The organism is Klebsiella sp. C283 (assembly GCF_048822555.1).
GTDB lineage: Bacteria > Pseudomonadota > Gammaproteobacteria > Enterobacterales > Enterobacteriaceae > Klebsiella > Klebsiella quasipneumoniae.
Window position 1 is genome coordinate 187,298 of sequence record NZ_JBMEZS010000008.1, and the last position, 20,706, is coordinate 208,003.

Genomic DNA, 20,706 nt, shown 5'->3' on the forward strand with positions numbered 1-20,706 from the left:
ATTTTACATTGGAAGCCATTATGAGCCGCTATCCGTCGCTTTTCGCCCCGCTTGAGCTGGGCTTCACCACCCTCAAAAACCGCGTGTTGATGGGCTCCATGCATACCGGTCTGGAAGAACTGCCCGACGGCGCGCAACGGTTAGCGGCCTTTTACGCCGAGCGCGCGCGACACGGCGTGGCGCTGATCGTCACCGGCGGCATCGCGCCCGCCCCGTCCGGGGTGACCATGGCCGGCGGCGCGGTACTCAACGATGTCAGCCATCTGGCGCATCATCGTCAGATCACCGACGCGGTACATCAGGAAGGCGGTAAAATCGCCCTGCAGATCCTGCACACCGGGCGCTACAGCTACCAGCCCGCGCTGGTCGCCCCCTCTCCTCTGCAGGCGCCGATTAACCGGTTCACCCCTCATGAGCTGAGCCACGACGAGATCCTCACGCTGATCGATGATTTTGCCCACTGCGCCCAGCTGGCGCGGGAAGCAGGCTATGACGGCGTGGAGGTGATGGGCTCTGAGGGCTATCTGATTAACGAATTCCTCGCCGCGCGCACTAACCAGCGCAACGATCAATGGGGCGGCGATTACGCGCGCCGGATGCGTTTCGCCGTTGAAGTAGTCAAGGCCGTGCGCCAGCGCGCCGGTCACGATTTCATTATCATCTACCGTCTGTCGATGCTCGATCTGGTTAACGACGGCAGCACGCTGGCGGAAGTCACCGCGCTGGCCAAAGCCATCGAGGCGGCGGGGGCGACGATCATCAACACCGGCATCGGCTGGCACGAAGCGCGCATTCCGACCATCGCCACTCCGGTACCGCGCGGCGCCTTTAGCTGGGTCACCCGCAAACTGAAGGGCGCGGTGTCGATCCCGCTGATCACCACCAACCGCATCAACGATCCGCAGGTCGCGGAGGCGATCCTCGCCCGCGGCGATGCCGACATGGTCTCAATGGCCCGCCCGTTCCTTGCCGATGCCGAATTTATGTCGAAAGCGCAGAGCGATCGCGCCGATGAGATCAACACCTGCATCGGCTGCAACCAGGCGTGTCTCGATCGGATCTTCGTCGGCAAAGTCACCTCCTGTCTGGTCAACCCGCGCGCCTGCCATGAAACCCTGATGCCGGTCCTGCCTGCCAACGCCCCTAAGCGGCTGGCGGTGGTCGGCGCCGGGCCTGCCGGTCTGGCCTTCGCGGTTAACGCCGCCGCCCGCGGTCATCACGTCACGTTGTTCGATGCCCTCCCGGAGATCGGCGGCCAGTTTAATATCGCCAAACAGATCCCCGGCAAAGAGGAGTTTCATGAAACCCTGCGCTACTACCGTAGAATGCTCGATCTTAACGGCGTCGATCTACGTCTGAACACCCGCGTCACGGCAGACGATCTGCTGGCGTTCGATGAGACGATCCTCGCCACCGGCATCGCCCCGCGCCTGCCGGCGATCATAGGGATCGATCATCCCAAGGTGCTCAGCTACCTGGATGTCTTACGCGATAAAGCGTCGGTTGGCGCGAAGGTGGCGATTATCGGCTGCGGCGGCATCGGCTTCGACACCGCGATGTATTTAAGCCAGTCGGGGGTGGCCACCAGCCAGGATATCGGCGAGTTCTGTCGCGAATGGGGTATCGATACCAGCCTGCGGACGGCGGGCGGACTGCGTCCTGAAGGCCCGCAGCTGAGTCAAAGCCCGCGACAGATTGTGATGCTGCAGCGCAAGGCGAGCAAACCGGGCGACGGGCTCGGCAAAACCACCGGCTGGATCCACCGCGCCACTCTGCTGGCGCGCGGCGTGAAAATGATCCCGGCGGTCAGCTATGAGAAGATCGATAATGAGGGATTACACGTGACGATCGGCGGCGAGCGCCAGCTGCTGGCGGTGGATCATGTCGTGATCTGCGCCGGTCAGGAGCCGCGCCGTGAACTGGCGGATCCGCTGCGCGCGGCGGGAAAAACGGTGCATTTGATCGGCGGCTGCGACGTGGCGGCGGAGCTGGATGCGCGCCGGGCGATTGCCCAGGGCACGAAGCTGGCCCTGGCGATTTAGCCGTGTCCCGGGGGCGGCGCGATGCGCCTTCCCCGGGCTACCACGATAATCCCGAACGGTAGCCCGGCTAAAGCGACAGTCGGTAGCCCGGCTAAGGCGACAGCCGCAAGCCGGGGAAATAGCCACACGGATCAGCGCTGCTTACGCACCTTCGTTGCTTTCAAAATGACAAACTTATTGTTCGTCGCAATCGTCGTGCAATTACCGAAAGCGCGCTTCAGCTTACGGAAGTAGTCGAGATGACGGTTGCCGACGACGTACAGCTCGCCGCCGTATTTCAGGCTGCGGCGGGCGTCGTTAAACATCTGCCAGGCGATATGGTCGGTAATGGCGTGCTGCTGGTGGAACGGCGGATTGCACAGGATCGCCGTAAAGCGGTCCGGCTCAATGCCGGAGAGCGAGTTGTTGACCATAAATTCACAACGGTCAATATCGTCCGGCAGGTTGTGCTCAACGTTCAACCGGCTGGAAGCCACCGCCATGTGCGACTCATCGGTGAACATCACGCGGGCATGGGGGTTCTGCGCCAGCGCCTGCAGGCCTATCACTCCGTTGCCGCAGCCGAGATCGGCGATCTCGCCTTCTAAATCAGACGGTAAATGCTGCAGGAAGAAGCGCGCGCCGATATCCAGACCGCTGCGGGCAAAGACGTTGGCATGGTTGTGGATGGTCCACGGCGTGCCGTCCAGCTTCCAGCTGTAGGTTTGCGGCGCGTCGGCAAGCTCAGGGGCGGTGAAAACGCAGTGGATCAGACGCGCTTTTTTCCACGCCAGCGAGGTGGTGGTGGTGCCGAGGATCTTTTCAAACAGCGCCAGCGTCGAGTTATGCACATCGCGCGCTTTCGCCGCGGCGATAATGCGGGTTTCCGGCGTCACCACTGCGCGCAGGGCGCGCAGCTGCTGTTCCAGCAGCGCCAGCTGCTTTGGCACCTTAATCAGCACCAGCGCCGGCGCGGCCGGCAGCGGGCTCAGGCTATCCTGAAAACGCACACTCTCTTCATCAATGCCGTTCATCCGCAGGTTGTGGCGGGTCGCCAGCTCGGAGATAAAGGAGTCGTTGATGCTCACCGGGTTGCGTTCCGCCAGCGCGCAGGCGAGCGCGCCGAAGCCGTCGTTGAAGATGAGCGTCAGGCCGTCGACGTCATTCACCTGTTGCAGCAGATATTCATCCGCCGCTTCCCACGCCTGAAGCGCTTCTTCTTCAGCGTTAGGTGGGAACCGCTCTAATGTGAATAACTCACCGTTTAACTCTGCCTGGCTCATCGCCTCTCCGCCTCCGGAATAGTAAAACCCGCGAGTTTATACGCAAATCCTGTCCAGTTGAAGAGAGATCGCTGATCATCGCCGCTCAGCGTAGATCGCTCTCGTCATCGGCTCGCAGCAGCGTTATCGAGGCGCGGGCGCCGGGCATCAGCTGCTGCAGATAGCCTACCAGCCGCTCTCCCGCCTCATGCAGGGCCGACAACGGCATCGCCGGCAGGCTTTCGAGAATAAACCACATCGTCTGCGCGCCGCTGTCCAGCCGGGTGCGTACGCCCTGCCGCCAGTTCCAGCGTCGGCAGGTTACGCCTATATCATCCCGCCAGATGACTTCGCCCGGCTCCGGATATTCCACCACCGGCTCTGCCGATTTTAGCGTATCGAATGGCTCATCGCCGCGGGCAATGGCCAGCCGCGGTTCGCCACGGTAGGCGGCCAGATTTTCCCCACCGACCGGGATGGCATAGCGAATGCTGATCGCGTTGTAGATATCCACCACCGGATCGATGGCCGGCAGGCTCCCCTCTTTCAGCACCCGCTTGCGCAGCGCCTGCGCCGAACAGGGGGTACGTTTCGCCTTCGCGCCGAAGGCGCTGAACGCTTCATCCCATGCCGCCAGGTGCGCTTGCGCCCAGGGCACATCATCCTGCTGCACCGCCAGGCAGGCCTCGGCCAGCGCCTGTTCCGCGACGGCGGGATTGGCCACCGGCGCGCTCTCCACCACAATACTTAATGCCCGAAAGCCCGGCGCCAGGCGGCTGACCGCAGATTCGATTGACGGCGTTACGCTACGCATTCGATAATCCTGTAATGACCAATTTGTTTCATCATAGTGACCAATGAACGTAAAAGTCAATATAACGACCGATTCAGGATCTGATGTCGACCAGGTAAGTCGCGCCCTCGCCACGCGGCTGAAGGCCTACCGTAAAGCGAAAAAAATGTCGCTGGACGAGCTGTCGCGCCGGGCCAGCATCAGCAAAGGCATGCTGGTCGAGATGGAAAAAGAGGCCGCCAACCCCAGCATTGCGATCCTCTGCAAACTCGCCGCCGCGCTGGGCGTCTCGGTGGCGGATATTGTCAATGTGGCTAGCGAACCCGCGTTGCATATTATTCCCGCCGAGCAGATCCCCACCCTCTGGCAAGGCCCGCTGGGGGGCAGCGCCAGGCTCCTCGCCGGTACCGCCGGGCCGAATATGATAGAGCTGTGGCGCTGGGAGATGCAGCCCGGCGAAGCCTTTACCTCGCCCGGCCATCCGGCGACGACCTTCGAGCTGCTGCACGTGGAAGCCGGCGCGCTGACGCTGACGCTTGGCGAGACCTGCCGCACGGTGGCGGCCGGGGAATCCGCGGTGGCCCGTACCGAAACAGAGCATGGGTACCGGAATGCGGGGCCCGCGCCGCTGGTCTTTACCATGACCGTGGCTGAACTGCCCTCCTGACAGACATAATGATAAGACGATGACAAAACTCATTTATTTACAGGGCTATCCTGAATCGCTGCTGGCGCAGGTGACCACGTTAATCGAGCAAAACCGCCTTGGAGAGGTGCTGCAAAAGCGCTATCCGCAAGGGCACGACGTTAACAGCGATAAAGCGCTATATCAGTACACCCAGGATTTGAAAAACCGCTTTCTGCGCGGCGCGGCGCCGATCAACAAAGTGATGTATGACAGTAAGATCCACGTGCTGAACAATGCGCTCGGCCTGCATACCGCCATTTCCCGCGTTCAGGGCGGCAAGCTGAAAGCCAAAGCGGAGATCCGCGTGGCGACGGTATTTCGCGACGCGCCGGAGGACTTTTTGCGGATGATCGTGGTCCATGAACTGGCGCATCTGAAAGAGAAGGAGCACAACAAAGCCTTCTACCAGCTGTGCTGCCATATGGAGCCGCAGTACCATCAGCTGGAGTTCGACACCCGCCTGTGGCTGACGCACCTTTCGTTAAATCGTTCTGCGTAGTCACGCACTGGTTTTGTCATGGGGGCATGATAGAGTGACGACAGGTTCCCTTTAATGGAGTTCGTCACCGTTTATGATACGTTTCGCAGTTGTTGGCACAAACTGGATCACTAAGCAGTTTGTCGATGCCGCCCATGAAACCGGCAAATATAAACTTACCGCCATCTACTCCCGCAGCCTCGAACAGGCGCAAGCCTTCGCCAATGACTATCCGGTCGAGCATCTGTTTACCTCGCTGGAGTCGCTGGCGCAAAGCGACGCCATTGACGCGGTATATATCGCCAGCCCGAACTCCCTGCACTTCCCGCAGACGCGGCTGTTCCTGAGCCACAAAAAGCACGTCATTTGCGAAAAACCGCTGGCGTCGAATCTGCAGGAGGTCGAGGCGGCCATCGCGGTGGCGAAAGCCAACAACGTGGTGCTGTTTGAAGCCTTCAAAACCGCCAGCCTGCCCAACTTTCTGCTGCTGAAGGAAACCCTCGGCAAAGTGGGTAAACTGCGTAAAGCCTTCATTAACTACTGCCAGTACTCTTCGCGCTACCAGCGCTACCTCGACGGCGAAAACCCCAACACCTTTAATCCGGCGTTCTCCAACGGTTCGATTATGGATATCGGCTTCTATTGCCTGGCGTCCGCTGTGGCGCTGTGGGGCGAACCGCGGGCCGTTCATGCCACCGCCAGCCTGCTGGACAGCGGCGTGGACGCCCAAGGCACCGTGGTACTGAGCTACGGCGACTTCGACGTGACGCTGCATCATTCCAAGGTGAGCGACTCGGCGATCCCCAGTGAAATTCAGGGCGAAGACGGGGTGTTAGTGATCGAAAAAATCTCCGAGTGCCAGAAGCTGGCGTTTGTGCCGCGCGGCGGCAAAGCCCAGGACCTGACGCAGCCGCAGCATATCAATACTATGCTGTACGAGGCGGAGACCTTCGCGCGGCTGGTGGAAACAGAGGATGTCGACCATCCGGGCCTGGCAGTGAGCCGTATCACGGCGAAACTGTCGAGCGAAATTCGTCGCCAGACCGGGGTGATCTTCCCGGCCGATACGCAGCCGCTGGCGTAAAAGAGTGTAAAGGCCCGTCTGGCCGCCATTGACGAAAACCGCCCCGTGACATATTTTGTTACGAGCAAAGGGGAGTAACTTCCTTGCCGGCCGATCGTCATTACGATGCGTGTAACACCGCATCCGGTCGCCGGGCAATTACCAAAGCCCATCGCGATGAACTTTGGTTGTTGTAAGTGAGACCTTGCCGGAAGGCGAGGTCTATGCATAAAAGCGCAGCGGCTGCCGTCTTCCGACGTCAGCCGTTTTTGTTTTTATGTAAGGAATATCAAATGAATACTGTCGGCACGCCGTTGCTATGGGGTGGATTCGCTGTCGTCGTCGCGATCATGTTGGCGATCGACCTGCTGCTTCAGGGACGACGCGGTTCGCATAGCATGACCATGAAGCAGGCCGCTGGCTGGTCTATCCTCTGGGTCACACTTTCTCTGTTGTTCAACGCCGCGTTCTGGTGGTATCTGGTGCAAACCCAGGGCCGCGCCGTCGCCGATCCGCAGGCCCTGGCCTTCCTCACCGGCTATCTGATTGAAAAAGCGCTGGCGGTCGATAACGTCTTCGTCTGGCTGATGCTGTTCAGCTACTTCGCCGTGCCGCCTGCTCTGCAGCGCCGGGTGCTGGTGTATGGCGTCCTCGGGGCGATTGTTCTGCGCACCATTATGATCTTCGCCGGCAGCTGGCTTATCTCCCAGTTCGACTGGCTGCTGTACGTCTTCGGCGCCTTCCTGCTGTTTACCGGCGTGAAGATGGCGCTCGCGAAAGAGGACGATTCCGGCATCGGCGACAAACCGCTGGTGCGCTGGATCCGCAGCCATCTGCGAATGACCGATAAAATCGAGAGCGAGCGCTTCTTCACCCGTAAAAACGGGGTGCTGTTCGCCACGCCGCTGCTGCTGGTGTTGATTCTGGTCGAGCTGAGCGATGTGATATTCGCCGTCGACAGTATCCCGGCGATCTTCGCGGTCACCACCGACCCGTTTATCGTGCTGACCTCGAACCTGTTTGCCATTCTCGGCCTGCGCGCCATGTACTTCCTGCTGGCGGGGGTCGCTGAGCGCTTCTCGATGCTCAAATATGGCCTGTCGGTGATCCTAGTGTTTATTGGCGTGAAGATGCTGATTGTCGATTTCTACCATATCCCGGTCGCCATCTCGCTGGGGGTCGTGGGTGGTATCCTGACCGTCACGCTGTTGATTAACGCCTGGGTCAACAAGCAGCACGACAAGCAGCGCAAACTGCCTGAGTAACCTGCCTGGCGCGCCGTCGGCCCCCGCTGGCGGCGCGGTAATCGGCTATAGCAGATCTTCTCGTAACGATAATGCCTGCTCATGTCACAATTATGTTGCTACATAGTTAAAAAATAAGATCCAGATTAAAATCACAGTATTTTGCGCTTCCCGCCCGTCATTCTTTCCGTATACTCGACTATGCAAACATATACTTACATCCTGACATAAACGTAACAAATAATACGTGGCTGGGATGGCTTGCTACATCACTGGAAGGAATGAATTATGACCACACGCACTCCCTCATCAGGGTGGCTTTCCCGCCTGGCACAAGGCAGCCTGGTGAAACAAATTTTAGTCGGCCTGGTACTTGGCGTGCTGCTGGCGCTGGTCTCTAAGCCTGCGGCTATCGCCGTCGGCCTGCTGGGGACCCTGTTCGTCGGCGCGTTAAAGGCGGTAGCGCCGGTGCTGGTATTGATGCTCGTCATGGCCTCGATCGCCAACCATCAGCACGGACAAAAAACCAGTATCCGCCCCATTCTGTTTCTCTATCTGCTGGGCACCTTCAGCGCGGCGCTGACCGCGGTGTTGTTCAGTTTTGTCTTTCCCTCGACCCTGCACTTAACCACCGCCGCCGACAGCATCACGCCGCCGTCGGGGATTGTTGAGGTGCTGCGCGGCCTGCTAATGAGCATGGTGTCCAACCCGATCGACGCCCTGCTGAACGCCAACTATATCGGTATTCTGGTGTGGGCGGTGGGCCTTGGCTTCGCCCTGCGTCACGGTAACGACACCACTAAAAACCTGATCAACGATGTCTCCCACGCGGTGACCTTTATCGTTAAAGTGGTGATCCGCTTTGCGCCGCTGGGGATCTTCGGTCTGGTCTCTTCCACCCTGGCGACCACCGGTTTTGAAACCCTGTGGGGTTACGCCCAGCTGCTGCTGGTGCTGGTGGGCTGTATGCTGCTGGTGGCGCTGGTGATTAATCCGCTGCTGGTGTTCTGGAAGCTCCGCCGCAACCCCTATCCGCTGGTGCTGACCTGCCTGCGCGAAAGCGGCGTCTACGCGTTTTTCACCCGCAGCTCCGCCGCTAATATTCCTGTGAATATGGCGCTGTGTGAGAAACTGAACCTGGATCGCGATACCTATTCGGTCTCCATTCCGCTGGGGGCAACCATCAATATGGCGGGCGCGGCAATCACGATCACCGTGCTGACGCTGGCGGCGGTCCATACGCTGAATATTCCGGTGGATCTGCCTACGGCGCTGTTGCTGAGCGTGGTCGCTTCGCTGTGCGCCTGCGGCGCCTCCGGCGTGGCGGGCGGTTCGCTGCTGCTGATCCCGCTGGCCTGTAATATGTTTGGTATTCCGAACGATGTGGCGATGCAGGTGGTTGCCGTCGGCTTTATTATCGGGGTGCTGCAGGATTCTTGCGAAACCGCGCTGAACTCCTCAACCGACGCCCTGTTTACCGCCGCCGCCTGCATGGCGGAAGACGACCAGCTGGCGAAAAACGCCCTGCGTAGCTAATGCCTTTCCCCTCCGCTACCGCGCGGAGGGGCTCTCTTCCTGCACCGCGTTTTCAACCCTGAACGGATCGATAACCCGCTTTTGCATCCGGCGGAAGCGAATAATATTCAGGCCGTTGACGATCAGGAAGCTGCCTTCAATCAGCGTCCCGCCGATGGAACCCAGCCACAGGTTATGCGTCACCCAGCAGGCGGTGGAGCACCACATCACGCAGCGGACGGTCAGCCCTTTACAGCGAAACAGCGCCCAGGTGCTGGCGACAGTGCCAATAATCGGCAGCAGCTCCATAGCATGCTGCAGCTTGCCAAGGCCGAGGATCAGCGTCAGAAGGATAAAGATCGTCATCACCCACAGGCTGCGGGTGCGCAGGGAAATGACCGTGCGGAGCGCATTAAGCCCGGCGCTCATCCCGGCAGGCGCGGCGCCCATCAGGAAGAAATGGACGCCGATAACGCCGCTATAGACCGCCAGCTGAAGCCTGAAGCGACGTTCGTCGCGGTTGATAAAGGTGGTAATGCCGATAAGAAAGGCGATGACGCCGACCCCCTGGGCCAGCCAATATGCGGTCATGAAAGCTCCCTGAGAGAAAAAAACAAACGGCGCTTCACAGGCTGAAACGCCGCTGTTGCTTACCCGATGACGCTGCGCTATCAGGCCAATGCGCGATCAACGCCGCCCGGGCGCCAATATGTATACGCCTTTACAGGGTAACACCGCTTTTAAAGATGGCCAGCTCGCGGAAGTCATTCCGCTCATTACAGGTCGGTTTGCCGTTGGCGAAAGCCACAATGGTGTCCACGAACTCCTCCAGCAGCTGCGGCATCGCTTTGCCGTGGATCAGCTGTCCGGCATCGAAGTCGATCCAGTGCTTTTTCTTTGCCGCCAGCTCGCTGTTGGTGGCGATTTTTACCGTCGGCACAAAGCCGCCGTACGGCGTGCCGCGGCCGGTGCTGAACAGCACCATATGGCAGCCGGCGCCGGCCAGCGCGCTGGTGGCGACGGCATCATTGCCCGGCGCGCTCAGCAAGTTCAGACCATGTACCTTCAGACGCTCGCCGTAGCGCAGGACATCCACCACCTGGCTGGAGCCCGCTTTCTGGGTACAGCCCAGCGACTTATCTTCGAGGGTGGTGATCCCCCCGGCCTTGTTGCCCGGCGAAGGGTTTTCGTAAATAGGCTGGTCGTGAGCGATAAAGTACTGCTTAAAGTCATTGACCATGGTCACCAGCTTGTCGAAGGTCGCTTCGTCGCGGCAGTGGCTCATCAGCAGCTGTTCGGCGCCGAACATCTCCGGCACTTCGGTCAGCACGGTGGTGCCGCCGTTGGCGATCACATAGTCTGAGAAGCGCCCCAGCATCGGGTTAGCGGTGATGCCGGACAGGCCGTCCGACCCACCGCACTCGAGGCCAAACTTCAGCTCGCTCAGCTTGCCCGGCTGACGTTTATCCTGACGCATCACGTCATACAGCTGGTGGAGATGCGCCACACCCACCTCCACTTCATCGTCCTGATGCTGACAAACCATAAAGTGCACGCGCTGCGGATCATACTCGCCCAGCGTTTCGCGAAAAGCATCCACCTGGTTGTTTTCACAGCCAAGGCCCACCACCAGCACCGCTCCGGCGTTCGGATGGCGGACCATATTCTGCAGCATGGTGCGGGTATTGATGTGGTCGTCCCCGAGCTGTGAGCAACCGTAGGTATGGCTGAAGAGATGCACCCCATCGATATCCTCGGCGCCGTTCGCCTCTTTCAGAAAACGGTTCTGCATCTGGCGGGCCATGGCGTTGACGCAGCCGACGGTCGGCAGGATCCATAGCTCATTGCGCACCCCGACGTCGCCATTGGCGCGACGATAAATCTGCACTTCGCGATCCGCTGGCTGCGGCGGTTGGGCAACCTGCTCCGGTTGATAGCGATACGCGTCAAGGTCGCTGAGATTGGTGCGCGTATTGTGCGCATGGACATGCTCGCCCGGCGCGATATCCGCCAGCGCATGGCCAATCGGCAACCCATACTTAACGACGTTTTCCCCTTTCGCGATAGCGCGCAGTGCAAACTTGTGTCCGCGAACGATATCCTGACCGAGGGTGACCGGGTCATTGTCGATCGTCACCACGCTACCGGCCGTCATATCCGCCAGCGCGACCGCGACGTTATCCTGCGAATGGATTTTGATGTATTGCATATCAACCGACCTCTGGTCTTAGTTCAGTTCAATGGCGAAATAGTCACGCGCATTGTTAAAGCAAATGTTTTTCACCATCTCGCCCAGCAGCGCGATATCCGCAGGCGCTTCGCCGGCGGCCACCCAACGGCCGATCATCTGGCACAGAATACGACGGAAGTATTCGTGGCGGGTGTAGGAGAGGAAGCTGCGGCTGTCGGTCAGCATTCCGACAAAGCGGCTCAGCAGGCCGAGCTGCGCCAGCTGGGTCATCTGCCGCTCCATGCCGTCTTTCTGATCGTTGAACCACCAGCCGGAGCCGAACTGCATCTTGCCCGGCATCCCTTCGCCCTGGAAGTTACCGATCATGGTGCCCAGCACTTCGTTATCGCGCGGGTTCAGGCAGTAGAGAATGGTTTTCGGCAGCAGGTTCTCTTCGTTCTGCTTGCTCAGCAGCTTAGACAGCTCTTCAGCCATCGGGCGATCGTTGATCGAGTCAAAGCCAACGTCCGGGCCTAACAGTTTGAACTGACGCAGGTTGTTATTGCGCAGCGCGCCGATGTGGTACTGCTGCACCCAGCCGCGACGGGCATACTCTGCGCCGAGGAACACCAGCACCGCGGTTTTGAACTGCGCCACTTCGCGTTCGCTGAGGGTTTCGCCAGCCAGGCGACGCGCCAGAATGGCGTCCAGCTCGGCGTCAGTCGCTTCCGCAAACAGCACCACGTCCAGGGCGTGGTCGGAGACTTTGCAACCGTGAGCGGCAAAGTGGTCCAGACGTTTGGTCAGCGCGCTTTGCAGGTCCGCAAAACGGCGAATATCGGTGTCGGACACTTCACCCAGCTTAGCCATATAGTCATTGAAGGTCGCCTGCTCGATGTTGAACGCTTTATCCGGGCGCCAGCTCGGCAACACCTTGATATCAAATGAAGTGTCTTTGGCGACAACCGCATGGTGTTCCAGGGAATCAATCGGATCGTCGGTGGTGCCGACCATCTTCACATTCATCTGCTTCATGATCCCGCGGGCGGAGAAGGCGTCCTGCGCCAGTAACGCATTGCACTGGTCCCAGATCTCATCGGCGGTGGAAGGCGACAGCAGCTTACCTGTAATACCAAATGGGCGACGCAGCTCTAAATGGGTCCAGTGGTATAACGGGTTGCCAATCGTGTGAGGCACGGTGGCTGCCCAGGCGTCAAATTTCTCGCGATCGGAGGCATCACCGGTACACAGACGCTCCGGCACGCCGTTGGTGCGCATTGCGCGCCATTTATAGTGATCGCCTTTCAGCCAGATGTCATACAGATTTTTGAAACGGTAATTTTCGGCAACCTGCTGCGGCGGAAGGTGGCAATGGTAGTCGAAAATAGGCTGATCTTTGGCGTAATCGTGGTACAGGCGGCGGGCAAATTCGCTATCGAGTAGAAAATCTTCGGTCATAAACGGTGTCATTCGTGTGTCCTCTTCGCTCCGGAGCGGGAGCCTTTCAGATGATTGACTACAATGCTGACAAAGTTATCACACCAATTTCCACAGACCGAACTGTTTTTCGTGAGTTAGATCAATAAACGCTGATAAAAAAACCGCCTGCGCGCGGCAAACATCTCGCCAGAGCGCGCCGTATCTGGCTTTCTTCTCCAATCATAAAGACCACACTAACTTTCCCGCTTTTGTGACAGCACTCAACTTTTAAAGTTGTATGACAAGTTATCTTTCTGCCGTCGCAACATATAAACCGACGGAATGCTTTACCGGTGTTTATGGCATCGGCTTATACGGAATGGATACCGACTTTTTACATAACAACTGATGGTAAGGTTCGGGCCAGAGGGGACCGCCCTCCTGAACCCTCCGTTTCGCTTTCCCGACCGCGTATCGCCGTCAGGAGAGGCCGCACCTGGTGCGGAGAAATTACAGACGATGAGGTTTACATGCGTAAAATTAAAGGGTTACGTTGGTACATGATCGCACTGGTGACGCTGGGCACCGTGCTGGGCTACCTGACCCGTAACACCGTGGCGGCGGCCGCGCCGACGCTGATGGAAGAGTTACACATCTCGACCCAACAGTACTCCTATATCATTGCAGCCTATTCCGCTGCCTATACCGTCATGCAGCCTGTCGCAGGTTATGTCCTTGATATTCTGGGGACTAAAGTCGGCTATGCCTTCTTCGCTATCGCCTGGGCGATATTCTGCGGCTCGACCGCCCTCGCCGGCAGCTGGGGCGGACTGGCGCTGGCCCGCGGCGCGGTGGGCGCGGCGGAAGCGGCGATGATCCCCGCCGGGCTGAAAGCCAGCTCCGAATGGTTCCCGGCAAAAGAGCGCTCTATCGCGGTGGGCTACTTCAACGTAGGTTCCTCTATCGGCGCCATGATCGCGCCGCCGCTGGTGGTGTGGGCGATCGTCATGCACAGCTGGCAGATGGCGTTCATTATCTCCGGGGTTCTGAGCTTCGCCTGGGCCATCGCCTGGCTGATCTTCTACAAACACCCGCGCGACCAGAAGAAATTATCTGACGAAGAACGCGACTACATCATTGGCGGCCAGGAGTCTCAACACCAGACCAATAATGCGAAGAAAATGTCGCCGTGGGAGATCCTGCGCAACCGTCAGTTCTGGGGTATCGCCCTGCCGCGCTTCCTCGCCGAGCCGGCCTGGGGGACCTTTAACGCCTGGATCCCGCTGTTCATGTTTAAGGTTTACGGCTTTAACCTGAAAGAGATCGCGATGTTTGCCTGGATGCCGATGCTGTTCGCCGACCTCGGCTGCATCGTCGGTGGATACCTGCCGCCGCTGTTCCAGCGCTGGTTCGGCGTTAACCTGATCGTGTCGCGTAAAATGGTGGTCACCATGGGCGCCCTGCTGATGATTGGCCCGGGGATGATCGGCCTGTTCACCAGCCCGTACGTGGCGATTGCCCTGCTGTGCATCGGCGGGTTTGCTCACCAGGCGCTGTCCGGGGCGCTGATTACCCTCTCTTCCGACGTCTTTGGCCGTAACGAAGTCGCTACCGCCAACGGTCTGACCGGGATGGCCGCCTGGCTGGCGAGCACCATGTTCGCCCTGGTCGTCGGCGCGCTGGCAGACACCATCGGTTTCAGCCCGCTGTTTGCGGTACTGGCGGTCTTTGACCTGCTGGGCGCGCTGGTCATCTGGACGGTGCTGAAAAACAAACCGGCTGACGATGACACGACGCCGCTTAGCAGCCGCAAACCGGCCACCCAGAGTTAGAGACGCTTATACTGAGGTGATCGCCTGCCAAGCCGCCTTCTCAGGCGGCTTTTTCATCCCTGCCAGTGGTGGAAATCGCGTAAAAGTGGTATAACAAATCGAATATTGTCGCCATCTTGCGGGAGCGAATATGGAAATCATTGAACCACGCCGTCTTTATCAGCAACTTGCCGCTGAGCTGAAGATGCGCATCGAACAAGGTGTCTACCTTGTAGGGGATAAGCTGCCCGCCGAGCGCTTTATCGCCGATGAAAAAAACGTTAGCCGCACCGTGGTTCGTGAAGCCATCATCATGCTGGAAGTGGAAGGCTATGTCGAAGTCCGTAAAGGGTCGGGCATTCACGTCATCTCCAACCATCCGAAATACCAGCAGGTGGCCGATGAAAGCCTGGAGTTCGCCAACTATGGCCCCTTTGAGCTACTGCAGGCGCGGCAGCTTATTGAAAGCAATATCGCCGAATTCGCGGCCACTCAGGTGACCAAGCAGGACATCATGAAGCTGATGGAGATTCAGGAGAAAGCGCGCAACGAGAAGTGTTTCCGCGACTCCGAATGGGATCTGCAGTTTCACGTCCAGGTGGCGCTGGCCACGCAGAATAGCGCCCTGGCGGCGATCGTGGAAAAAATGTGGACCCAGCGCGTGCATAACCCGTACTGGAAAAAGCTGCATGAGCATATCGACCTGCGCACCGTCGATAACTGGTGCGACGACCACGATCAGATCCTGAAGGCTCTGCTGCGTAAAGATCCGAACGCCGCCAAACTGGCAATGTGGCAGCATCTGGAAAATACCAAGCAAATGCTGTTTAACGAAACCAGCGACGACTTTGAATTTAATGCAGATCGCTACTTATTTGCCGAAAACCCGGTGGTTCATCTCGATACAGCGGCCAACGGCGCGAAATAAGCCTTTATCCCCCCGGCGCGCGGCCCCTGCGCGCCTGTTCCCCATGCAGGCTGGGGTAAGCAAAACATATATAGTGTCAGCCTGTGTAAATCCTCTCGCCTCCCATCGCCGCAATCAGCAAAATCAACGAGCAACACCTTGCAATTTCTCTGACGGAAAGTCAGGTGATTTGTTACAATTAGATGCATTTTGCCGTTCTGGGAGTAGGTATCGACTTACTTCAATTTTATACAGGGAAGCGTTCAGAGCGCCGAAGCAGCGACCATAATCTCATAAAAATCTTGTCGCCCTACATGCCGCGCGCTCAGACGTGCCGTTAACCGATGTACCAGGAATCGTGAATGGAACTATTAACCCAGTTATTGAATGCCTTGTGGGCTCAGGATTACGAAACGCTCGCGAATCCCTCCATGATTGGCATGCTGTATTTTGTCTTGTTTATGATTTTGTTCCTTGAGAACGGGTTACTGCCTGCCGCGTTTTTGCCGGGGGACAGCCTGCTTGTGCTCGTGGGCGTGCTGATCGCCAAAGGGGCGATGGGCTTTCCGGAAACATTGCTGCTGCTCACCGCCGCCGCCAGCCTCGGCTGCTGGCTGAGCTACATCCAGGGGCGTTGGCTGGGCAATACGCGGATCGTGCAAAACTGGCTGTCGCATCTGCCCTCTCACTATCATCAGCGCGCGCATCACCTGTTTCATAAACATGGGCTCTCCGCGCTGCTGATCGGCCGCTTCATCGCCTTCGTGCGCACGCTGCTGCCGACCATCGCCGGGCTTTCCGGCCTCAATAACGCCCGCTTTCAGTTCTTTAACTGGATGAGCGGCCTGCTGTGGGTGCTCATCCTGACCTCGCTGGGCTATCTGCTGGGCAAAACCCCGGTATTCCTTAAGTATGAAGATCAGCTGATGTCCTGCCTGATGCTCCTGCCGGTTGCGCTGTTGGTCTTCGGACTGGTCGGCTCGCTGGTGGTGCTGTGGAAGAAAAAATACAGAAGCCGGGGCTAATGATGGTCATAAAACGCCCTTCCCTGCGCCAGCTCAGCTGGCTGCTGGGTGGCTCTCTTCTGCTCTGCGCGCTGTTCTGGCTATGGCTGGCGGTGCAGCAGCAAGAGGCCACGCTGGCGATCCGTCCGGTTGGCCAGGGCGTCAGTATGCCGGATGGTTTCTCCGTCTGGCATCACCTCGACGCCAACGGTATCCGCTTCAAGAGCATTACGCCGCAAAAGGATGGCCTGCTGATTAAGTTTGATTCCACCGCCCAGGGCGCGGCGGCGAAAGAGGTTCTCGGCCGCGCTCTGCCTCATGGTTATATTATCGCCTTGCTGGAAGACGATAACTCGCCTACCGCCTGGTTATCCCGCCTGCGCGACGCGCCGCATCGGCTCGGGTAAACGGCCGTCAGACTGCGTTTTCAACGCAGTCTGGTGGTTTCCCGCATTTGTTACTATGCTTAAACCTGCGTGAATCAACGCATTCACGTTTACCAACGGGAACGGGTTTATCCTCCGGGTATCCCCTAAGACAATGGAAGGTACTATCCATGAAACACCGCATCGCTCTGCTTCTGGCCCTGTCTTCACTTAGCGCCAGCGCCATAGCCGCCTCTCCCTGCCAGGAAAAAGAGCAGGATATTCAACGAGAGATCAGCTATGCCGAAAAGCATCACAATCAAAGTCGCATTGATGGGCTAAATACCGCGCTACGCCAGGTACGGGAGAACTGCAGCGACAGTAAACTCAAAGCCGATCATCAGCAAAAAATTGCCAAACAGCGGGAAGAGATCGCTGAACGTCAGCGCGATCTGCAGGAAGCCCGGAAGAAAGGCGATGCGGACAAAATCAACAAACGCCAGCATAAACTCAATGAAGCGCAACAGGAGTTGAAAACGCTGGAGTCTCGGGATTACTAATCACTATTAACTTTCGCAATACGGACCACGCTACAGGAGAACGACATGGCTAAAGAGAATGTGACTGACGACCTTCGTGCAGAACTGAAAACGCTGGCGGACACCCTGGAGGAAGTACTGAATTCCTCGGCGGACAAGTCGAAAGAAGAGATGGGTAAACTGCGCAGTAAAGCCGAGAGCGCGCTGAAAGAGAGCCGCGCCCGTCTGGGTGAGACCAGCGAAGCGATTCTGCGTCAAACTCGTGAGACCGCCGCGCGAGCGGATGATTATGTTCGCGAAAATCCGTGGACAGGGGTCGGGATTGGCGCCGCCGTCGGGCTGGTGCTGGGTGTCCTGCTGTCGCGTCGCTGATTATGGCGAATACTCAACACACGCAGGGGCCGGGTCAGCGCGTCTTCTCCATTGGCCAGCGTATCGTTACGCTGCTGGTCGAAATGGTGGAAACACGGCTGCGCCTGGTCGTCGTGGAGCTGGAGGAGGAGAAAGCCAACCTCTTCCAGCTGCTGATCATGACCGGACTGACGCTGCTGTTTGCCGCGTTTGGCCTCATGAGTCTGCTGGTGCTGGTTATCTGGGCCGTTGACGCTCAGTACCGCCTGCACGTCATGATCGCCACCACCGTCGTGCTGCTTCTCGCCGCCGCGATTGTCGGTGTCCTTACCTTACGTAAGGCGCGACGCTCCACGCTGCTGCGCCTGACGCGAAGAGAGCTGGAGAACGACCGTGCCCTTCTGGAGGAAGATAAACCATGAATGGCCGACAGGAGCGTGAACGGCAAAAGGCGCAGCTGCTGCGCCAGATCCAGCAGCAACGGCTGGAGCTGAGCGCCTGTCGCCGCCACTGGCTGGAAGCGACTGCGCCCTTAGACCGCGGCTGGCATACGCTGCTTAGTTTACGTTCGTGGCTGATGGTGGGCAGCGGTCTGATGGCCGTGTGGTCCGTCCGACACCCGCATTTTTTAATGCGCTGGACCAAACGCGGACTGGGTTTATGGAGTACCTGGCGGCTGGTCCGCGGGATCCTGCGCCAGTCGGCAGTTCGTTAGCCGCCCGGAGCGCGGGCGCTTTTCCCGGCGCCCCGCTCTGCCACTTCCTCGCTCGATACGCAACGCCGTGCGTAAAAACTTGCCCCCTGGCCGCCATCCGCGGTCAGCCAGCCCTCTGATCCCATGCCATTCCGCCCGGCCAGGCCTTTACCAGCGCCGGTCGTGACCTATCGCGTTGTGGCATTTTTCGCCCCCTCTTACCGATTACTCAGAAACTTTGAACTAGATCTACAGTTTTCCTTGCTAACAATTCCCTCTCCGCCTCGCTACTATCCTCTCCATCGACAGCAACCCCGCGTAACTACGCGGGATTGCGCTAAAAAACAAAACCGCCGCCCTTTGGGTTTTCTGGAGTAAGAAATGAAAAAATTAGAAGATGTTGGTGTACTGGTAGCGCGCATTCTGATGCCGATTCTGTTTATCACTGCAGGATGGGGCAAAATCACCGGTTATGCGGGAACCCAGCAGTATATGGAAGCCATGGGCGTACCGGGTGCGCTGCTGCCGCTGACCATTCTCCTTGAATTCGGCGGCGGACTGGCGATTCTGTTCGGTTTCCTGACCCGGACCACCGCGCTGTTCACCGCAGGCTTTACGCTGTTGACCGCGTTCCTGTTCCACAGCAACTTTGCGGAAGGCGTGAACTCCCTGATGTTCATGAAAAACCTGACCATCGCTGGCGGTTACCTGCTGCTGGCCATTACCGGACCGGGCGCCTTCAGTATCGACCGTGTACTGAATAAGAAATGGTAAGCGCACTATACTGAATGAATGAATGAATGAATGAAAAAGCGAGGAGACCACTCCTCGCTTTTGCTATCTGAAGTCTGAAGGAGGAATAAAGATGGGACAATTAGTCGACGGCGTCTGGCAGGATACCTGGTATGACACAAAATCCACCGGTGGGCGTTTTAAGCGTTCCGTTTCCGCCTTCCGTAACTGGCTCACCGCCGATGGCGCGGCCGGACCGAGTGGTGAAGGGGGATTTGCGGCGGAAAAAGATCGCTATCATCTGTACGTCTCTCTCGCCTGCCCGTGGGCGCATCGCACGTTAATTATGCGTAAGCTGAAAGGACTGGAGCCTTTTCTCCCTGTCTCCGTGGTCAATCCGCTGATGCTGGAAAACGGCTGGACTTTTGACGACAGCTTCCCGGAAGCCACCGGTGACACCCTTTATCAGCACGATTTTCTCTATCAGCTGTATCTGCACGCCGACCCGCACTACACCGGTCGCGTCACCGTCCCGGTACTATGGGATAAAAAACAGCAGACCATCGTCAGCAATGAGTCGGCAGAAATCATCCGTATGTTTAATACCGCCTTCGATGGCCTGGGCGCCAGAGCCGGGGATTACTACCCGCCGGCGCTGCGGGAAAAAATCGATGAACTGAACGGCTGGATCTATGACAACGTCAATAACGGCGTGTATAAAGCCGGCTTTGCCACCAGTCAGCAGGCTTACGACGAAGCGGTGGATGCGGTGTTTACCTCGCTGGAGCGGCTGGAGCAGATCCTCGGTCAGCATCGTTACCTGACGGGCAATCAGCTGACGGAAGCGGATATTCGCCTGTGGACGACGCTGGTACGCTTCGACCCGGTGTATGTGACCCATTTTAAATGCGACAAACGACGCATCAGCGATTATCTCAATCTCTACGGTTTCCTGCGCGACATCTACCAGATGCCGGGTATCGCGGAGACGGTGAGCTTTCCGCATATTCGTCACCACTATTACCGCAGCCATAAAACCATTAACCCTACCGGCATCATCTCCATTGGGCCGCAGCAGGATCTCAGCGAACCACACGGTCGCGACCAGCGCTTCCGTTGATCCGTCGGGCGCCAGTGATGGCGCCCAATAATTCAGAAAACAGATATTTACCCACCATTCATTCACGTCTATTCTTATTGCGATCGCTTAAAAAACAAGTGATTGACGGTTAATTGAGGCGTAGAAATGGACTGGTATCTCAAGGTATTAAAAAACTATATAGGATTTGGCGGCCGTGCGCGGCGCAAAGAGTACTGGATGTTTATTCTGGTCAACCTCATCCTGACCGGCGTATTGAGCATCATCGATAAAATGCTGGGCTGGCAGCGGGCGGGCGGCGAAGGCATTCTGACGACCATCTATGGCATACTGGTCTTTTTACCGTGGTGGGCGGTGCAGTTTCGGCGTCTGCACGACACCGACCGTTCGGCATGGTGGCTGCTGCTGCTGTTGATCCCGGTCATCGGCTGGCTGGTGATCCTGATCTTTAACTGCCAGCGCGGAACGGAAGGCAACAACCGATTCGGGCCCGATCCAAAACCCTTTTCCTACTGATCTTCCTGCTCCTCCCGCTAGCGGGAGGAGCGTCC

The 20,706-nt window shown here is 58.1% G+C and carries 22 protein-coding genes; 17 read left to right on the top strand and 5 right to left on the bottom strand.

What is annotated here, in order from left to right:
• Nucleotides 1-20: 20 nt before the first annotated feature.
• On the top strand, nt 21-2,042 hold the full coding sequence (locus ACOI7Z_RS17295) for an NADPH-dependent 2,4-dienoyl-CoA reductase (RefSeq protein WP_087848563.1): 2,022 nt from the start codon (nt 21-23) through the stop codon (nt 2,040-2,042).
• A 131-nt stretch (nt 2,043-2,173) separates the two neighbouring features.
• Here ACOI7Z_RS17295 and rlmG read toward each other — a convergent pair whose 3' ends face one another.
• Both rlmG and ACOI7Z_RS17305 read right to left on the bottom strand, forming a co-directional pair.
• A complete protein-coding gene (rlmG, locus tag ACOI7Z_RS17300) occupies nt 2,174-3,304 on the bottom strand; it encodes a 23S rRNA (guanine(1835)-N(2))-methyltransferase RlmG (RefSeq protein WP_023291080.1) in 1,131 nt (376 codons plus the stop codon).
• A gap of 85 nt (nt 3,305-3,389) precedes the next feature.
• Complete coding sequence (locus ACOI7Z_RS17305; RefSeq protein WP_072420637.1) at nt 3,390-4,097, bottom strand: B3/4 domain-containing protein; 708 nt, start codon at nt 4,095-4,097, stop codon at nt 3,390-3,392.
• A gap of 43 nt (nt 4,098-4,140) precedes the next feature.
• On the opposite strand from ACOI7Z_RS17305, the gene ACOI7Z_RS17310 reads away from it, so the two are divergent.
• The 5 genes from ACOI7Z_RS17310 (at nt 4,141) to sstT (ending at nt 9,085) form a co-directional block, all read left to right on the top strand.
• A complete protein-coding gene (locus ACOI7Z_RS17310) occupies nt 4,141-4,743 on the top strand; it encodes a helix-turn-helix domain-containing protein (RefSeq protein ID WP_065882621.1) in 603 nt (200 codons plus the stop codon).
• Nucleotides 4,744-4,762: 19 nt separating this feature from the next.
• The gene (locus ACOI7Z_RS17315) at nt 4,763-5,263 is read left to right on the top strand and encodes a M48 family metallopeptidase (protein ID WP_023291083.1); all 501 of its coding nucleotides are present in this window, start codon (nt 4,763-4,765) and stop codon (nt 5,261-5,263) included.
• Between the two features lie 73 nt (nt 5,264-5,336).
• Nucleotides 5,337-6,326, top strand: coding sequence for a Gfo/Idh/MocA family protein (locus ACOI7Z_RS17320; protein ID WP_023291084.1), 990 nt, complete (start codon nt 5,337-5,339; stop codon nt 6,324-6,326).
• 272 nt (nt 6,327-6,598) lie between these two features.
• On the top strand, nt 6,599-7,570 hold the full coding sequence (locus tag ACOI7Z_RS17325; RefSeq protein WP_004188496.1) for a TerC family protein: 972 nt from the start codon (nt 6,599-6,601) through the stop codon (nt 7,568-7,570).
• A 267-nt stretch (nt 7,571-7,837) separates the two neighbouring features.
• A complete protein-coding gene (gene sstT, locus ACOI7Z_RS17330) occupies nt 7,838-9,085 on the top strand; it encodes a serine/threonine transporter SstT (protein ID WP_023291085.1) in 1,248 nt (415 codons plus the stop codon).
• Between the two features lie 15 nt (nt 9,086-9,100).
• Here the strand turns inward: sstT and ACOI7Z_RS17335 are convergent, their stop codons facing one another.
• The 3 genes from ACOI7Z_RS17335 to uxaC all read right to left on the bottom strand — a co-directional run bounded on the left by ACOI7Z_RS17335 (nt 9,101) and on the right by uxaC (nt 12,704).
• A complete protein-coding gene (locus tag ACOI7Z_RS17335) occupies nt 9,101-9,655 on the bottom strand; it encodes a YgjV family protein (RefSeq protein ID WP_087848562.1) in 555 nt (184 codons plus the stop codon).
• A 130-nt stretch (nt 9,656-9,785) separates the two neighbouring features.
• Entirely contained in the window at nt 9,786-11,273 is a 1,488-nt protein-coding gene (locus ACOI7Z_RS17340) for a UxaA family hydrolase (protein WP_065882619.1), read from the bottom strand.
• Between the two features lie 18 nt (nt 11,274-11,291).
• Nucleotides 11,292-12,704 (bottom strand): glucuronate isomerase, encoded by a 1,413-nt coding sequence (gene uxaC, locus ACOI7Z_RS17345; RefSeq protein WP_023291088.1) that lies wholly within the window; start codon nt 12,702-12,704, stop codon nt 11,292-11,294.
• 479 nt (nt 12,705-13,183) lie between these two features.
• Between uxaC and ACOI7Z_RS17350 the strand changes: the two genes are divergently transcribed.
• The 11 genes from ACOI7Z_RS17350 to ACOI7Z_RS17400 all read left to right on the top strand — a co-directional run bounded on the left by ACOI7Z_RS17350 (nt 13,184) and on the right by ACOI7Z_RS17400 (nt 20,671).
• Nucleotides 13,184-14,485, top strand: coding sequence for an MFS transporter (locus tag ACOI7Z_RS17350; protein WP_023291089.1), 1,302 nt, complete (start codon nt 13,184-13,186; stop codon nt 14,483-14,485).
• Between the two features lie 130 nt (nt 14,486-14,615).
• Nucleotides 14,616-15,392: a transcriptional regulator ExuR gene (gene exuR, locus ACOI7Z_RS17355; protein ID WP_065812767.1), complete on the top strand. Its 777-nt coding sequence runs from the start codon at nt 14,616-14,618 to the stop codon at nt 15,390-15,392.
• A 341-nt stretch (nt 15,393-15,733) separates the two neighbouring features.
• Nucleotides 15,734-16,396 carry a DedA family general envelope maintenance protein YqjA gene (gene yqjA / locus ACOI7Z_RS17360; RefSeq protein WP_023291090.1) on the top strand — a complete coding sequence of 221 codons (663 nt, stop codon included), beginning with the start codon at nt 15,734-15,736 and terminating at the stop codon, nt 16,394-16,396.
• 8 nt (nt 16,397-16,404) lie between these two features.
• Nucleotides 16,405-16,782 carry an EnvZ/OmpR regulon moderator MzrA gene (mzrA, locus tag ACOI7Z_RS17365; RefSeq protein WP_072096611.1) on the top strand — a complete coding sequence of 126 codons (378 nt, stop codon included), beginning with the start codon at nt 16,405-16,407 and terminating at the stop codon, nt 16,780-16,782.
• Nucleotides 16,783-16,931: 149 nt separating this feature from the next.
• Entirely contained in the window at nt 16,932-17,300 is a 369-nt protein-coding gene (locus ACOI7Z_RS17370; RefSeq protein ID WP_004206124.1) for a DUF1090 domain-containing protein, read from the top strand.
• A gap of 45 nt (nt 17,301-17,345) precedes the next feature.
• On the top strand, nt 17,346-17,651 hold the full coding sequence (locus ACOI7Z_RS17375; protein ID WP_002917916.1) for a DUF883 family protein: 306 nt from the start codon (nt 17,346-17,348) through the stop codon (nt 17,649-17,651).
• Between the two features lie 2 nt (nt 17,652-17,653).
• Complete coding sequence (locus tag ACOI7Z_RS17380; RefSeq protein WP_087848561.1) at nt 17,654-18,052, top strand: phage holin family protein; 399 nt, start codon at nt 17,654-17,656, stop codon at nt 18,050-18,052.
• The gene (locus tag ACOI7Z_RS17385; protein WP_023291094.1) at nt 18,049-18,345 is read left to right on the top strand and encodes a YqjK-like family protein; all 297 of its coding nucleotides are present in this window, start codon (nt 18,049-18,051) and stop codon (nt 18,343-18,345) included. The genes ACOI7Z_RS17380 and ACOI7Z_RS17385 overlap by 4 nt, the downstream gene beginning before the upstream one ends.
• Before the next feature lie 360 nt (nt 18,346-18,705).
• Nucleotides 18,706-19,098: a DoxX family protein gene (locus ACOI7Z_RS17390; protein ID WP_002917920.1), complete on the top strand. Its 393-nt coding sequence runs from the start codon at nt 18,706-18,708 to the stop codon at nt 19,096-19,098.
• 91 nt (nt 19,099-19,189) lie between these two features.
• Nucleotides 19,190-20,176 (top strand): glutathione S-transferase family protein, encoded by a 987-nt coding sequence (locus tag ACOI7Z_RS17395; RefSeq protein WP_023291095.1) that lies wholly within the window; start codon nt 19,190-19,192, stop codon nt 20,174-20,176.
• A 126-nt stretch (nt 20,177-20,302) separates the two neighbouring features.
• Nucleotides 20,303-20,671, top strand: a complete 369-nt coding sequence (locus ACOI7Z_RS17400) for a DUF805 domain-containing protein (protein WP_017900662.1) — start codon at nt 20,303-20,305, stop codon at nt 20,669-20,671.
• Nucleotides 20,672-20,706 lie beyond the last annotated feature (35 nt).